General features: G+C 67.6%; 15 protein-coding genes. 8 read left to right on the top strand and 7 right to left on the bottom strand.

Annotated features, from left to right (window positions below; translation table 11 throughout):
• Positions 1 to 5: 5 nt before the first annotated feature.
• Positions 6 to 809, top strand: a complete 804-nt coding sequence (locus tag FBY28_RS24815) for a DeoR/GlpR family DNA-binding transcription regulator (RefSeq protein WP_141869809.1) — start codon at positions 6 to 8, stop codon at positions 807 to 809.
• Here the strand turns inward: FBY28_RS24815 and FBY28_RS24810 are convergent.
• Positions 792 to 1,523 carry an inositol monophosphatase family protein gene (locus tag FBY28_RS24810; protein WP_141869808.1) on the bottom strand — a complete coding sequence of 244 codons (732 nt, stop codon included), beginning with the start codon at positions 1,521 to 1,523 and terminating at the stop codon, positions 792 to 794. The genes FBY28_RS24815 and FBY28_RS24810 overlap by 18 nt on opposite strands.
• Positions 1,520 to 2,335 carry a BtpA/SgcQ family protein gene (locus tag FBY28_RS24805; RefSeq protein WP_141869807.1) on the bottom strand — a complete coding sequence of 272 codons (816 nt, stop codon included), beginning with the start codon at positions 2,333 to 2,335 and terminating at the stop codon, positions 1,520 to 1,522. Before FBY28_RS24805 ends, FBY28_RS24810 begins: the two co-directional genes overlap by 4 nt.
• A 220-nt stretch (positions 2,336 to 2,555) precedes the next feature.
• Here FBY28_RS24805 and FBY28_RS24800 point away from each other — a divergent pair, with 220 nt between their 5' ends.
• The 6 genes from FBY28_RS24800 to FBY28_RS24775 are packed head-to-tail and all read left to right on the top strand — an operon-like array spanning position 2,556 to position 9,005.
• The gene (locus tag FBY28_RS24800; protein ID WP_141869806.1) at positions 2,556 to 4,043 is read left to right on the top strand and encodes an FGGY-family carbohydrate kinase; all 1,488 of its coding nucleotides are present in this window, start codon (positions 2,556 to 2,558) and stop codon (positions 4,041 to 4,043) included.
• Complete coding sequence (locus FBY28_RS24795; protein WP_141869805.1) at positions 4,040 to 4,825, top strand: SDR family NAD(P)-dependent oxidoreductase; 786 nt, start codon at positions 4,040 to 4,042, stop codon at positions 4,823 to 4,825. Before FBY28_RS24800 ends, FBY28_RS24795 begins: the two co-directional genes overlap by 4 nt.
• 52 nt (positions 4,826 to 4,877) lie before the next feature.
• On the top strand, positions 4,878 to 6,176 hold the full coding sequence (locus FBY28_RS24790; protein WP_141869804.1) for an ABC transporter substrate-binding protein: 1,299 nt from the start codon (positions 4,878 to 4,880) through the stop codon (positions 6,174 to 6,176).
• 49 nt (positions 6,177 to 6,225) lie between these two features.
• Positions 6,226 to 7,095, top strand: coding sequence for a carbohydrate ABC transporter permease (locus tag FBY28_RS24785; protein ID WP_141869803.1), 870 nt, complete (start codon positions 6,226 to 6,228; stop codon positions 7,093 to 7,095).
• A complete protein-coding gene (locus FBY28_RS24780) occupies positions 7,092 to 7,928 on the top strand; it encodes a carbohydrate ABC transporter permease (protein WP_141869802.1) in 837 nt (278 codons plus the stop codon). The genes FBY28_RS24785 and FBY28_RS24780 overlap by 4 nt, the downstream gene beginning before the upstream one ends.
• A gap of 21 nt (positions 7,929 to 7,949) precedes the next feature.
• Positions 7,950 to 9,005, top strand: coding sequence for an ABC transporter ATP-binding protein (locus FBY28_RS24775; RefSeq protein WP_141869801.1), 1,056 nt, complete (start codon positions 7,950 to 7,952; stop codon positions 9,003 to 9,005).
• 23 nt (positions 9,006 to 9,028) lie between these two features.
• On the opposite strand, the gene FBY28_RS24770 is transcribed toward FBY28_RS24775, so the two are convergent.
• On the bottom strand, positions 9,029 to 9,358 hold the full coding sequence (locus FBY28_RS24770; protein ID WP_141869800.1) for an MmcQ/YjbR family DNA-binding protein: 330 nt from the start codon (positions 9,356 to 9,358) through the stop codon (positions 9,029 to 9,031).
• Between the two features lie 17 nt (positions 9,359 to 9,375).
• Positions 9,376 to 10,314, bottom strand: coding sequence for an ATP-grasp domain-containing protein (locus tag FBY28_RS24765; protein WP_141869799.1), 939 nt, complete (start codon positions 10,312 to 10,314; stop codon positions 9,376 to 9,378).
• Between the two features lie 18 nt (positions 10,315 to 10,332).
• On the opposite strand from FBY28_RS24765, the gene FBY28_RS24760 reads away from it, so the two are divergent.
• Positions 10,333 to 11,304: a quinone oxidoreductase family protein gene (locus FBY28_RS24760; RefSeq protein ID WP_174241742.1), complete on the top strand. Its 972-nt coding sequence runs from the start codon at positions 10,333 to 10,335 to the stop codon at positions 11,302 to 11,304.
• On the opposite strand, the gene FBY28_RS24755 is transcribed toward FBY28_RS24760, so the two are convergent.
• From FBY28_RS24755 to FBY28_RS24745, 3 genes are all read right to left on the bottom strand, one after another.
• Positions 11,301 to 12,182: a DUF4349 domain-containing protein gene (locus FBY28_RS24755; protein WP_141869797.1), complete on the bottom strand. Its 882-nt coding sequence runs from the start codon at positions 12,180 to 12,182 to the stop codon at positions 11,301 to 11,303. The two genes, FBY28_RS24760 and FBY28_RS24755, sit on opposite strands and share 4 nt — an antisense overlap.
• 22 nt (positions 12,183 to 12,204) lie before the next feature.
• Positions 12,205 to 13,506 carry a dicarboxylate/amino acid:cation symporter gene (locus FBY28_RS24750; protein WP_141869796.1) on the bottom strand — a complete coding sequence of 434 codons (1,302 nt, stop codon included), beginning with the start codon at positions 13,504 to 13,506 and terminating at the stop codon, positions 12,205 to 12,207.
• A 64-nt stretch (positions 13,507 to 13,570) separates the two neighbouring features.
• Positions 13,571 to 14,497 (bottom strand): heme o synthase, encoded by a 927-nt coding sequence (locus FBY28_RS24745; protein WP_023985720.1) that lies wholly within the window; start codon positions 14,495 to 14,497, stop codon positions 13,571 to 13,573.
• Between the last annotated feature and the right edge of the window lie 21 nt (positions 14,498 to 14,518).

Genomic DNA, 14,518 nt, shown 5'->3' with positions numbered 1-14,518 from the left:
CGGTCATGACCGCCGGCCTCAGCGCGCACGCCCGGCGGGCGGCCATCGCCGCCCGGATCCACACCGACCGCGAGGTCGACTTCGCCACGCTGGCGGGTGAATTCGACGTCTCCGAGATGACCATCCGGCGCGATATCGAGCGGTTGGAGGAGCAGGGCATCGCCCGCCGCGTCCTCGGCGGTGCCATCGCCTACGGCGGGAAATCCACCGAACCGTCCTTCGATGCGCGCGCCGCCGACTCCGCCGACGAAAAACTGCACATCGCCCATGCGGTGGCCGATCTGCTGCGCCCCCGCGAGACGGTCATCCTCGACAGCGGCAGCACGGTGCTGGCGGTGGCCCGCGCCGTCAAGGGCCGCAATCTCGGCCTGACGGTGATCACCCCCAGTGTGCTGGTCGCCGTCGAACTGGCCGACGAACCGGAAACCACGATCCTGCTGACCGGCGGCAAGGTGCGCCCCGGCGAGCTGAGCCTGATCGGCGCCGAGGCCGAGGACTTCTACCTGCGCTACAACTGCGACACCTATGTCATGGGGATCGCCGGGGTGGACGGTAAGCGCGGCGCCTCCGAGTACCACCGCGAAGAAGGCAACGTCAAGCAGGCGGCCATGCGGTCGGCGGACCGGGTGATCGTCGCCGCCGACGCATCCAAGCTCGGCCGGGTGCAGCTGATCAATGTCGCGCCGGTGTCGGCGATCTCGATCCTGGTCACCGACGGACCCTCGACACACCCCACCGTCGAGGCACTGCGCGCCTCGGGTGTCTCGGTGGTGTGTGTCAACGCCGAACGCTCAGCGTCGACGCGCTGAGACCCCGCCGTCCTCGGCCCGCGACACCGTCGCGCCGGCCTCCTCGGCGATGAGGGCACCGGCGGCCCAATCGTGCACTGCCAGGTCATCTTCGACGAAGGCGTCCAGGCTGCCCTGGGCGAGCAGGCAAAGGTCCAGGGCGGCGGCCCCGAACCGGCGCATATCGGTGTACTCGGTCATCACCGCCCCCAGATCGCGCAGCTGGCGCCGCCGGTGACCCGGGTCATACGACAGCCCGGTTCCGAGCAGCCGCACCGAGGACTCCATCAGAGCCAGCGGCAGCGGAACGTCACCGCTGCCCGAGTCGAGCCGGGCACCAAGGCCTTTGGCCGCGCTCCAGGTGGTGCCCAGGGCCGGCGCGCACACCGCGCCGGCCAACCAGGACCCGTCCGCGCGCGAGCGCGCCGCCACCGACGTACCGAAGAACGGCAGCCGCCGCACGTAATTGGTCGTGCCGTCGAGCGGGTCGACGACCCACTGCACCGGTCCCGTCCCGAGTTGTTCGGCCAGCTCCTCACCGAGCACACCATCATCGGGGCGGGCCGCGAGCAGGATCTCCCGGACGGTCTGTTCGGCGGCGGTGTCCACCGCGGTCACCACGTCACCCGCGGCGGCCTTGGTGGCGACGGGAACCTGCTCACCCCAGTGCTGCATGCATACCGCCGCGCCGCGGCGCGCCGCCTCGATCGCCAGTAGCCGCAAGTCCTCGTTCATAACGAGGTACGGAATTCCTTGACCGCGTCCATCAGTTCGGCGGCTCGCGAGGCCACGGCACGGTTCTCGAACTTGCCGTCCTCCTTGAAGTACGTGCCGACCACCGCACCATCGGCGATCGACAGTTGCTCCGCGGCGTTGTGGGCGCGCACACCGGTGTTGACGAAAACCGGTACCGCGCCGGCATTGTCCTTGACCACGCGCAGCGCCTGGGTGTCGGTGGACGCGCCGGCGGTCAGACCGGACACGCAGATCGCGTCGGGTTTGGTCGCGAAGACGGTGGTGGCCGTGACCGAAGCCAGGTCCCGCTGCGCCAGGTACACCGCGGACTCCGGCACGATGTTGAACAGGAGCTTGACGCCCGCGCCGCCGATGCGGACCCGGTGCCGGGCCACCTCACCGACGTTGGTGTCCCACAGGCCGAAATCGCTGGCGTAGACGCCGGTGAAGATCTCGCGCACCCACTGCGCACCGGTGGCCACCGCCAGGTCGATCGATGCCCGCCCGTCCCACAGCACGTTGACGCCGTAGGGCACCGCGAAATCGCCGAGCAGCTCGCCGATCACCCGAGCCATCGTGATCGCCGTGATCGGCTCGGTCTTGGTCAGGTAGGGCAGGCTGAACTCGTTGGAGACCATGACGCCGTCGACACCACCGGACTGCAGCGCGTCCAACTCCTGCTTGGCGCGCTCGACAACGGCCTTGATCCCGGCCGCCGAATCGAATCCGGGATCACCGGGCAGCGCGGCCAGGTGCAGCATGGCGATCACCGGCTTCTGCACACCGAATACGTCATCGAGCCAACTGGTCATGGGGATTGCCTCTCCGCTTCATGGGTTTTCAGAGCTTCACGGGATGGAAGAGCGTCGCGTTCAAGCGCGGTGGTGGGTTAAACCTATGTTACTTAATCACATAAATCCAGCAGGATTGCGTGATTATTCGTGATTGACGCTCACCTATTGTGAGAATATAACAGAGTCAGTATTGTGGTCCCACCGCCAGAAACACGTAGCGACCGACCGAAGGGATGGCATGCCGGAGTTCACGATCGGCATCGATATCGGCACCACCGGCACCAAGACCGTGCTCGTCGACATCGCTCGCGCGCGCATCATCGCCCAGGCCACCCACGAGAGCCGCCTGTTCTCCGATGCACCCGGTCATGCCGAGGCCGACCCCGCCCAGTGGTTGCGCAATGTCCATGCCGGCATCCGCGAGGTGCTCGCCGAGTCCGGTGTCGGCAGCGACCGCATCACCGCGTTGTCCACCACCGGCATGGTCCCGGCCGTCATCGCGGTCGATCGCGACGGCGCACCGGTACGGCGTGCCCTGCTGCAGAACGACGCCCGCGCCACCGCCGAGATCGCCGAACTGAAGAGCACCCTGGATGACGCGGCCGTCCTGCGCGCCACCGGTTCGGCGATCACCCAGCAATCGGTGGCGCCGACGGCGCTGTGGCTGCAACACCATGAGCCGCAGCACTGGGCCGCCACCGCCCACCTGGTCGGCTCCTATGACTGGGTGTTGATGGCGCTCGGGGCCCCCGCCCACGTCGAACTGAACTGGGCGCTGGAATCCGGGCTCGGCACCGTCGAGGGTGAGCGCTACGAGCCGATGTACACCGCGGCCGGGTTGTCCCCCGAACTGGTGCCCCCGGTGCTGGCGCCGGGCACCCAGGCCGGCGAACTGAGCGCCGCGGCTGCCGCGGCCACCGGGCTGCAGGCCGGACTGCCGCTCATCGTCGGCGGCGCCGATCACGTCCTGTCGGCCTACGCCGCGGGTATCAACACCGCGGGCGACTGGCTGGTCAAACTCGGCGGCGCCGGGGACATCCTGGCCGCCGCCGACACACCGGTCATCGACGCCCGGCTCTATCTCGATGCCCATCCGGTGCCGGGCCGGTGGCTGCCCAACGGGTGCATGGCCACCAGCGGCAGCCTGATCCGCTGGTTCCAGACGCTGTCGGGGGGCATCGACCTGGTCGCCCTCGACGACGAGGCGCAGACCCGCAATCCGGCCGAAATCCTCTGTCTTCCCTACTTTCTCGGCGAGAAGAGCCCGCTACATGATCCGGACCTGCGTGGCGCGTTCGTCGGTCTGGACCTGGCACACACCCGCGCCGACATGTACCGCTCGGTCCTTGAGGCCATCGCGTTCGGCTTCAAACACCACACCGAGGTCTTCGCCGCCATGGGAGTGGGGTTGCAGCGCGCGCTGGTGACCAACGGCGGCAGCAAATCGGTGCTGTGGAAGCAGATCCTCGCCGATGTCCTCGACACACCGCTGTCCCCCGTCGTCGGGCACCCCGGCGCGTCGCTCGGCGCGGCCGTCATCGCCGCGGTCGGCACGGGACTGTTGGAAGGCTGGGACAGCACCGCCAAGTTCCAGACCCTCGGCGAACCCGTGGTCCCCAACCCGAAGAACGTCGACCGATACGCCGAGGCCTATGCCCAGTGGCGCGAACTCGGCGACGTGCTCACCCCGATATCCCACCGCATCGCCCGAAAGGCCCGGCCATGACCACCCTCGAGAACTCCCACCACCAGACCGCCGTCGTCACCGGCGCCGGATCGGGGATCGGCCGGGCCATCGCCACCACCCTTGCCGAGCGCGGATGGCGAGTGGTGGTCTCCGATATCGACGCCGCGGCCGCCGAGCAGACCCGTGCCGGCCTCGCCGGGTCCGGGCACGAGGCGGCCCGCCTCGATGTCACCGATGCCGCCGCCGCCACCGCATTGGCCGATGATGTGGCCGACCGCCTCGGCGTACACGCGTGGGTCAGCAATGCCGGCATCTCGGCGATGGCCCGCTTCGTCGACGTCTCGGTAGAACAGCTCGACCGCAGCCTGGACATCAATCTCAAGGGTGTGTTCCTGTGCGGGCAGGCCGCCGCCAGGGCGATGATCCGCACCGGAGTCCGCGGGACGATCGTCAACACCGCGTCCATGGCCGCCAAACAGGGCCGGGTGCCCTTCCTCGCCGACTATGTGGCCTCCAAGTTCGGCGTGCTCGGCCTCACCCAGGCGATGGCCTTCGAGCTGGCGGCCAACGACATCACGGTCAACTGCGTGTGTCCCGGCTTCGTCGCCACCCCGATGCAGAGCCGTGAACTGGAGTGGGAGGCCACCCTCAGCGGCTCCACCCCAGAGGGTGTCCGGCAGTCCTGGATCGACGCCACCCCGCTGGGCCGCCTGCAAACCCCCGATGATGTGGCGCGCGCGGTGGCCTTCCTGGTCTCCGAGGACGCCCGGTTCATCACCGGAGAAGCACTGTCCGTCAACGGCGGTGCCTATATGGATTGAGTTATCCCGTTCCCGTACCCACTCGATCCACGCGGACAAAGAGAAGAGGACCATGAAAATTCCAACCTTGCGCTGGTTGCCAGCGATCATCGCCGCCACCAGCCTCACCCTCGCCGGCTGCGCAGGCAGCGGTGGTTCCGGCGAGCAGACCTCCTCCGGCGTGGGCGATGTGCCCACCGACACCAACGCCACCGTGCGGGTGCTGATGGAGAACGTGCCGGATACCGACATCGTCAAAGGCCTTGTCGGACAGTTCAACCAGAGGTACCCCGATATCAAGGTCGAGATCGAGACCATGACCTTCGATCAGATGCGCGACCGGCTGGTGTCTTCGTTCCAGGCATCCGAGCCCGCCTACGACCTGATCGTGGTGGACAACCCGTGGATGGACGATTTCGCCGATGCCGGCTTCCTTGAGCCGCTGAACGACCGCATCGCCGCCACCACCGACTATCGGCCGGACGATTTCTTCGACTCGCTGACCGCGATCACCGATGTCGAGGGCACCACCTACGGGGTGCCGTTCTACAACTACGCGCTCGGCTACATCTACAACACCGGTGATCTCACCTCTGCCGGGCAGAGCGTGCCCACCGATCTGGACGCACTGGTCTCCACCTCGCAACGGCTGAAGACCCCCGAGCGGGCCGGTATCGCGATGCAACCGCAGCGCGGTTACAAGATCTTCGAGGAATGGGCCAACTGGCTGTTCGCCGCGGGCGGCTCGATCTACGGCGCCGACGGCAAGCCCACCCTGGACACCCCCGAGGCCGCCCGGGCGCTGGAGGCCTATATCGAGACCTACCGGACCGCCGCACCGGCCAACAGCCTGTCCTGGGGCTTCGACGAGGCATTCCGTTCGGTCTCCGGCGGCAATGCGGCATCGATGATCGGTTACAACTGGAACCTGCCCGCGCTCAACGATCCCGAAGGTGCCGCCGGCCCGCGGGCCGGCCAATTCGCGCTGGCCCCCATCCCCGGCGGCAAATCCGCACTCGGACTGTGGAGCTGGGCCATTCCGGCCAACTCCGGCGCCGCCGACGCGGCCTGGGCGTTCGCGTCCTGGGTGACCTCGCCGGACATCGACGCCGAACGCGTCGCCAACGGTGGTGCGGTGGTGCGACAGAGCTCGCTGACCAACCAGAAGGTGCTGTCCGACGGTTACGGTGCGGACTACTACAAGACCGTCGGCGAGATCCTGGCCGATGCGTCCCCGCTCACCCAGGGCAAGGGCGGCGAGGAGATGATCCAGGCCGTGGGCACCGAGCTCAACGATGCCGCCGCCGGGAACAAGAGCGTCGCCGACGCCCTGCGTGACGCGCAGGCAGCAGCGGAGCGGATCCAGCAGTGACCGTAGGGAATCCGGCGGTCACGACCGGCACGCGGCGGGGGTGGCACCGATGAGTTTCACGCGTGGCATGTTGATGCCACTGCTCGCCCTGTTCGCCGTGGCCGTCGGGTTCCCGCTCTGCTACGCGGCGTATCTGTCAGTGACCGACTACAAGCTGACCGATCGCGGCCAACCCGACTTCGTCGGTACCGCCAACTTCACCTCCGCCCTGTCCAATTCGGCGTTCTGGGAGGCCTTCGCCACCACCGGCTGCTACGTGCTGATCGCCGTCAGTGCCGAACTGGTGCTCGGTTTCGCCCTGGCCTTGGCCCTGCATCAGCAGCGCTGGGCCAAGGACCTGTCCCGGGCCATCGTGCTGGCACCGATGTTCATCACCCCCATCGCCGTCGGCCTGATCTTCCGCTTCCTGCTCAACGACCAGATCGGTGCGGTCCCGGCGCTGTTGCACGCCGTCGGTGCCGACTACGACTTCTTCGGCGCCGGAAAGGCCTTGCTGACACTGGCCTTCATCGATGTCTGGCAGTGGACGCCGTTCATGGTGCTACTGATCCTTGCCGGACTGGAATCCATGCCCAAGCAACCCATGGAGGCGGCCAAGGTGGACGGGGCCGGTCCGGTGTACCGGCTGCGCAGGGTGCTCATCCCCATGCTCGCCCCGGTACTCACCGTGGCGGTGCTGTTGCGGGGCCTGGACGCCCTGCGGGTGTTCGAGTACGTCTACGCCACCACCCGCGGCGGGCCGGGCACCGAAACCCAGACGCTGCAGTTCTACATGTACCTGGAGGGCATCCAGTTCTTCCGGCTGGCCCAGGCCAGCGCGATGGCCTTCATCGTGCTGGTGCTCGTGCTGGCCGTCATCGTGGTGGCCTTCCGCGCCATGGAGCGCAACCGCGCGGCCGAACGGAGCGCGGCCCGATGAGCACCCACAGCCCCGCCCGCGCGAACGTGCGCCCCCTGGAGGTGCTGAGGCTGGCATTTCTCACCGCGGCCTTCATCTTCGTGCTCTTCCCCATCGCCTGGGTCGCGCTGGCCAGTTTCAAGACACCCGAGCAGATGTCGGAACCCTTCCTCATCGCGTTCACCCCCAACCTGGCCAACTGGCAGGCGGTATTCGACTCCGGGGTGTTCGCTGCGGCGGGACGCAGCGCGCTGGTCGGTGTGGTCACCGTGGCGATCAGCCTGGTGGTGGGCAGCATGGGTGCCTATGTGATCGCCAAGTACCGCGCGGGCGGATCGCTGACCCGCTTCGGAATGCTTGCCGCGCAGGTGGTTCCGCCGGCGGTCATGGTGTTCCCGTTCCTGACCATGGCGCATGCCCTGCGGTTGACCGACACCATCGTCCCGGTCGTCTTCGCGCATCTGTCCTTCGTATTACCGCTGGTGACCTGGTTCCTGATCGGCTTTTTCGAGGCGGTGCCCGCCTCGTTGGAGGAGCAGGCCCGTGTCGACGGGTTCACCCGCTGGCAGGCCTTCCGGACGGTGGTCCTGCCGCAGGTGTACCCGGGAATCGGCGCGGCAGGGATCTTCGGTTTCACGCTGTCGTGGAATGACCTGTTCTACGGGCTGATCCTGGCCCCCGGTAACGCCGCGATCCTGCCGGTGGCGATCGCGAACTTCAACACGTTCCGCGGTGTCCAGATCGGCACCATGAGCGCGGCGATCATGATCGCGATCATCCCGGTCGTGGTCGCGAGCTTCTTCATCCAACGACGCCTGGTCCAGGGGATCAGCGGCGGCGCGGTCAAGTACTAGACAAGCGAGGTTGCATTTTCCATGGCATCGGTGAGGTTCACAGGAGTCGGCAAGTCCTACGGGGCGGCCACGGTGGTCTCGGATCTCGATCTGGAGTTGGCCGACGGCAGCATGACCGTCCTGGTCGGCCCGTCGGGGTGCGGTAAGACCACCTCGCTGCGCATGCTTGCCGGACTGGAACAGGTCAGCAGCGGTACCATCCACATCGGCGACCGGGACGTCACCCACCTGGAGCCCAAGGATCGTGATATCGCGATGGTGTTCCAGAACTATGCGCTCTACCCGCATCTGACGGTGCGCGAGAACATCGCGTTCCCGTTACGCGCCAAGAAGATCGGTCGTGACGAGGCGCTGCGCCGGGCCGACGAGGTCGCCGAATCGCTCGGTCTGGGCAAGCTGGTCGAGCGCAAGCCCAAGGATCTGTCCGGCGGTCAGCAACAGCGCGTCGCCATCGGGCGGGCCATCATCCGCGAGCCCGCGGTGTTCCTGTTCGACGAGCCGCTGAGCAATCTCGATGCCAAGCTGCGGGTGGAGACCCGTACCGAATTGCTGCGCCTGCAGCGCAAATTGGGTATCACCTCGCTGTACGTGACCCATGACCAGGAAGAGGCGATGACACTCTCGGACCGCATCGTGGTGATGCGCGAGGGTCGCATCGCCCAAGCCGGGCCGCCCGCGGAGGTCTACCGGCGACCGGCGGACACCTTCGTGGCCACCTTCGTCGGCAGCCCGAAGATGAACCTGATCGACGGCGCGGTGACCGGTGGGCAACTGCGCACCGGTGCCGGTGTGCGGATCGATGTCGGCGGACCGGATGCGGCCACGGTCACCATCGGGGTGCGCGCCGACGATCTCGTCCTGACCCCGGACGCGCAGGCCTCGGTGGTGGTCGAACTCGTCGAACTGCTCGGTCCCCGCGCCATCGTCACGCTGCGGGCGGCCGATCAGCAGTTGACCAGCGTGGTGGACGCGGCGGCCCTGAGCGCCATCCCGGTCGGCACACCCGTCGCATTGTCCGCCCGCGAGGTGCACCGGTTCGACGTGCAGACCGGGGTACGCCTCGCCGACTCGGCGTGATCAGCAGTCCATCATCAGGAGTGCTAGGTATCGGTGAGCCTGCCGGGGGCCGCCTGACGCCAGGAATCGGTCAGGATGTCGTGCAGTTCCTGAGGGTCCTCCAGGGCGTCCAGCCGAACCCGGACCCACGCCGACGCGGCTTCGTGCGGCGGCACCCAGAACTTGTGCGGTTCGGCGGCGATCAGCTCCTCGCGGTCGAACCGTGGGCAGCGCACCGCAAATGACGTCTGATCGTCGGGGATGGTGAGGAACATTCTGCCCGCCACGTCGAACGTGGGGTGCCCCCAGCGCTCCTTCTCGACGGTCTCGGGCAACGACAGCGCGACGCGCTGCACATCATCGGCATCGAACACGGCGATCCGATCGCGAGCTAGTGGTCCCGGCGGGACAGCGGACCGAGACCCAGCCGCTGCAACGCGGATTCGACACCGATCGCGTATTCGCGTTCGGCACGCTGCTTTTCGGTCGCCGGGAGCTGACGAAAGCCCAGCGAGGGCTCGACCAGTTCCAATTCCAGCAGGCGAGGATCCTCGGCGCCGCCGATGACGTCGACCCTGGCGTAGAGCAGTTCCCCGGCGGCGATGCCGAAGCGGCGGGTGGCCGCTGCCACCGCGGCATGTCCGAGCTCCCACACCTCCTCGGACGGGTCGGCGGACCCGAGCTTCTCGGCGGCGAACGTGCCGGTCTCCTCGAACTCGGGCTCCCGTCCGGCGGGCGGCAGGATCGGGCCCTTGGTGAACGCATGCGAGGGTTGGCCGTTGAGGAAGACCAGCGCAGTCTCACCGACCGCGATGCGCGGGTCGTAGGGCTGCACGAGCACGGCGCGCCCATCGGCCTGCAATCGGGTCGCATGCGCACGTGCGGACTCGGCGTCGACGAACCGCTGAGCGCCGGCCGAACCGGCACCGACGGCGGGTTTGACCACCACCTCACCGTCGGGCACCCGGACCGTCTCGTCGGCCGCGAAGTAGCGCGTCGGCACGATCGGTAATCCGTCATCGGCCAGGTCCAGCAGATAGTGCTTATCGGTGTTCCAGGCGACCATGTCCGGCGGGTTCAGCAGATTGCGCACCGCACGGGTCCACGTCAGGAATTCGGCGATGCGCTCGGTGTAGTCCCAGGTGGCGCGCAGCACCACGAGGTCGGCCTCCAGGGTCGCCGGGTCGTCCCAGGGACGCCACTGCACATGTAGGCCGCGCCCGCGCAGCGCGCTGACCAGCCCGTCGTCATCACTGTCCCCTTCGGGAAGGGCGGCACAGCTGGCGAGGACGATGCGCGGATGGAGGAGATCAGGCCGGGCGAGCTTCACACGTGGATGATAGGGGGTATGCATGCCATCGAAGTCGCCCAGACCGGCGGACCTGAGGTCCTGACCTACGTCGAAAAGCCCGAGCCCGCCCCCGGCCCCGGTCAGGTGCTCATCCGCGCCGAGGCGATCGGTGTGAACTTCATCGACACCTACTTCCGCTCGGGCCTCTACCCGCGGGAGACGCCGTTCATCTCCGGCACCGAGGTGTGCGGCACCATCGCCGCCGTCGGCGATGACGTGGCCGCACTCAGTGTCGGTGACCGGGTGGTGACCGCCAACGCGGTCGGCGCCTATGCCGACTATTGCGTCGCCCCAGCCGATTTCGTGGCCTACGTGCCCGAGGGCGTGGCCCCCGACCAGGTCGCCTCGGCGCTGCTGAAGGGCATGACGGCGCACTATCTGCTCAAGTCGGTGTACGCCGTGCAGCCCGGTGACACCATCCTGGTGCACGCCGGCGCGGGCGGGGTCGGCCTGATCCTGACCCAGTGGGCCACCAGCCTGGGCACCAAGGTGATCACCACAGCCTCGACGCCGGAGAAGGCCGAACTGTCCCGGCAGGCCGGTGCGATCGAGGTTCTCGACTATCCCGAGGATGCCGAGCAGTTCGGTGCGACCGTCAAGAAGCTCTCCGGTGGCGGGGTCGCCGCTGTGTACGACGGTGTCGGCGCGTCGACATTCGAGGCCAGCCTGGCCAGCCTTGCCGTGCGCGGCACGCTGGCACTGTTCGGCGCCGCCAGCGGCCCGGTGCCTCCGTTCGACCCGCAGCGCCTCAACGCCGCGGGCTCGGTGTTCCTGACCCGCCCCAGCCTCGGCGCCTACACCCGGACCGCCGACGAATTCTCCTGGCGGGCAGGCGAGCTCATCAATGCCATCGCCGACGGCTCGATCACCATCACCGTCAGCGAGCGTTATCCGCTGGCCGAGGCCGCCCGCGCGCACACCGATCTGCAGGGCCGTCGCACGGTCGGCTCGATCGTGCTGGTGCCCTAACGCCGCAGCCTGACCAGGCGGATCACCGTGTACACAACGGCCAGCAGCACCAGCGCCGCACCGACCCACGGCAACATCAGGCCGACCAGCAGAAACATGTGGGTTCCGGTGTCCACCAAGGCATCCCAGCCCCGCTCGACCTGGCCGAAGAAGCCCTGATACTGCCGCGGTGCGGGTCCGCCGACGACCGGCGCCACCAGATCCACGGTGACGGTGCTCAGCGCGATCTGATCGCCGAGTGCCGCCCGCTGGGCACGCAGACTGTCCAGATCGGCCTGGCGTTGCGACAGGGCGTTCTCGGCCTCGATCAGCGCCGAGGGATCACGCGCGTCACGCATGATCGCCAGCAGCCGATCCACCGAGGTCTGCAATGCCTTGATCCGGGCGTCCAGATCGACACGTTGGCTGGTGACGTCCTCGGCCCGGACATCCAGCGCGTCCACGCTGCCCAACCCCTTGAGGCCCTCGATCACCCCGTCCAGCTTGTCGGCGGGCACGCGCAACATCAGCGTGACGCGCGCCGGGTCCGACGCCGAGCCGCCGTACTCGGTGCGGCTGTCGACCCGGCCGCCGGCGTCACCGGCGATGCCGGCCGCCTTGTCCGCGGCGGTGACCGGATCGCCCGAATCGGCCACCGTGATGGTCATGGTCGCGGTCTTGACGATGTCCCGCGAGACGGTCGGCGGCACCGGCGGTGCCTGCGGTGGTGGCGCCTTCTGCGCCGGTCCGGTCAGCGGAGCCGGCGCTGCGGTGGCGCCGCCGGCGGCGAAGTCCTCGGCGGCGCCGGGTTGTGCGGGTGGCGCACCGCCCGCACACGCCGTCAGCGCCAGCAACACCAGAATCCCGGCCAGTACCCGCACCGACCACCGCACTGTCATACCGCCAGATGGTAACCAGCGCTCAGTCCGCGGCGTCGGCGCGCGCCATCGCGTCCTGATACTGGTCGAGGTCGATCTCCTCTGCGGTCACGGTCTTCCTGCCGTAGTACACGTCGCGGTCGATCTCGTCGTCGGCGTCGGCCACCAGCATCGCGACGAAGGTGTCACCGTTGACATTGAGGAAAGTGCGGAAGATCCCGGCGAACCAGTCCACGGCGATCAGCAGACCGACGGCCTGGAACGGCAACCCCAGCGATGTCGCGAGGAACATCGCCACCACCGGGAATCCGCCCGGAACGGTGATGGTGCCCATGTTGAGCAGGATCGCCAATCCCATGCCGAGCACGATCTGCCCGATGCTCAGCTCCATATCCCCGGCCTGGGCCAGGAACATCACCACGATCATGTAGTTGAGCACCGCACCGTAGGAGCCCATCGTCAGGCCCACCGACAGGGTGAAGTTGGCCACTTTCTGGCTCACCCCGACCTTCTCGACGGTGTTGCGCAGCACCGTGGGGAAGGTGACCGCCGAACTGGTGGTGGTGACGGCGATCGCGGTCTGTTCGGTGAGCTTTCCCGGCAGCAGCCACGGATTGAGCCGGGTCCGGACGGTCACCACGACGACGAACAGCACGAACAGGATGAGCACCCCGGCGAGGTTGGCGCCCAGATACTTCAGCGCGGTGGTCACCACGGCGAATCCGATATCGCCGGCCAGCGCCGCCAGCAGGCAGAACACACCGATCGGCGCGATGTACATGACCAGCCGGATCATCGTCAGCACGATCTGCTGGATCTGGTCGACGAAGCTCAGGACCCGGGTGTCGCCGGTCCTGGTGACCTGAATGCGCAGCGCGATCCCGAACAGCAGCGAGAACACGATGATCGGCACCATGGTCGCCGTCGACATCGCGGCGAAGATGTTGGTGGAGACGAAGTTGAGCAGGGTGTCCTGCCAGCCCAGGGCCTCCTGCGCGGACTCCTGCAGACCGGCGTCGACGGGTCCGGTGAACTCGATGCCGGCCCCCGGCCGGATGAGCACGCTGAGCAGCCATGCCAGCAGCGCCGCGATCACCGAGAACCCCAGCATCCAACCGAACGTGCGGGCGGCGATCTTCCCGGTGCCGGTGCCGGTCATCGATCCGGTGGCCACGATCACCGAAGCCATCACCAACGGGACGATCGACATCTGGATCAGCCGGATGAACATGTCGCCGACGAACTTGAGATTGCCCGCCCAGTCACCGACCGCGAGGCCGAACAGGATGCCGCCGATCGCGGCGACCCCGATCTGCATCGCCGGATGAGTCAGAATTTTCCGCATAGGTCCCAGACCGTAGGCCGGGACGGCTACCGCGATATTTCGCCCGAGTTACGTGCGTAACAGCCTAGAACAACTGGGGCAGCGCCAGCGCCGAGTCCACCGCCAGCGCGCAGAACACCACGGCGAGGTAGTTGTTCGACTGCAGGAACAGCCGCAGCGGCTTCACCGGCTCGCCGCGCTTGACCCCGGAGTAGAGCTGATGGGCCATCACCAGGAACCAGACACCGGCCAGTGTGGCGACCGCGGCGTAGAGCCACCCGGTGGCCAGCACCAGGGTGAGCGTGGTCAGCACGGTCAACCAGGTATAGATCAGGATCTGCCGGGTGACCTGGCGTTCGGTGGCCACCACGGGCAGCATCGGCACGCCGGCGGCTTTGTAATCTTCCTTGTACCGCATGGCCAGCGCCCAGGTGTGCGGCGGCGTCCAGAAGAAGATGATCAGGAACATCACCAACGCCGGCCACTGGATGGTGCCGGTGACGGCCGACCAGCCGATCATCACCGGCATGCAGCCGGCAGCGCCGCCCCACACGACGTTCTGCGAGGTGCGGCGTTTGAGCAGCAACGTGTAGACGAACACGTAGAACGCGATGGTCACCAGGCCGAGCACGCCCGAGAGCAGGTTGGTGGTCCACCACAGCCAGGCGAACGAGCCCACCGTGAGCACCAGCCCGAAGATCAGGGCATTGCGGGTGGGCACCGAGGCCTTGGCCAACGGCCGCAGCGCGGTGCGCTTCATGACCTTGTCGATATCGGCATCGGCCACGCAGTTGAGCGTGTTGGCTCCGGCCGCGGCCATCATTCCGCCGATGAGGGTGTTCAGTATGAGTACCGGATCGACGGTGCCACGGTTGGCCAACAACATCGCCGGGATGGCCGTCACCAGCAACAACTCGATGACGCGCGGCTTGGTCAACGCCACGTACGCCAACACCGTGGTGCGGATCCGACTCGGTTCCCTACTGACCGAACGGCGCTCGCGAATGCTCACGCAAATAACTCCTCGGGCAGC

Source organism: Arthrobacter sp. SLBN-53 (assembly GCF_006715585.1).
In the GTDB taxonomy this organism is placed as follows: domain Bacteria; phylum Actinomycetota; class Actinomycetes; order Mycobacteriales; family Mycobacteriaceae; genus Mycobacterium; species Mycobacterium neoaurum_A.
This window is presented reverse-complemented; position numbering and strand designations above follow the sequence as displayed.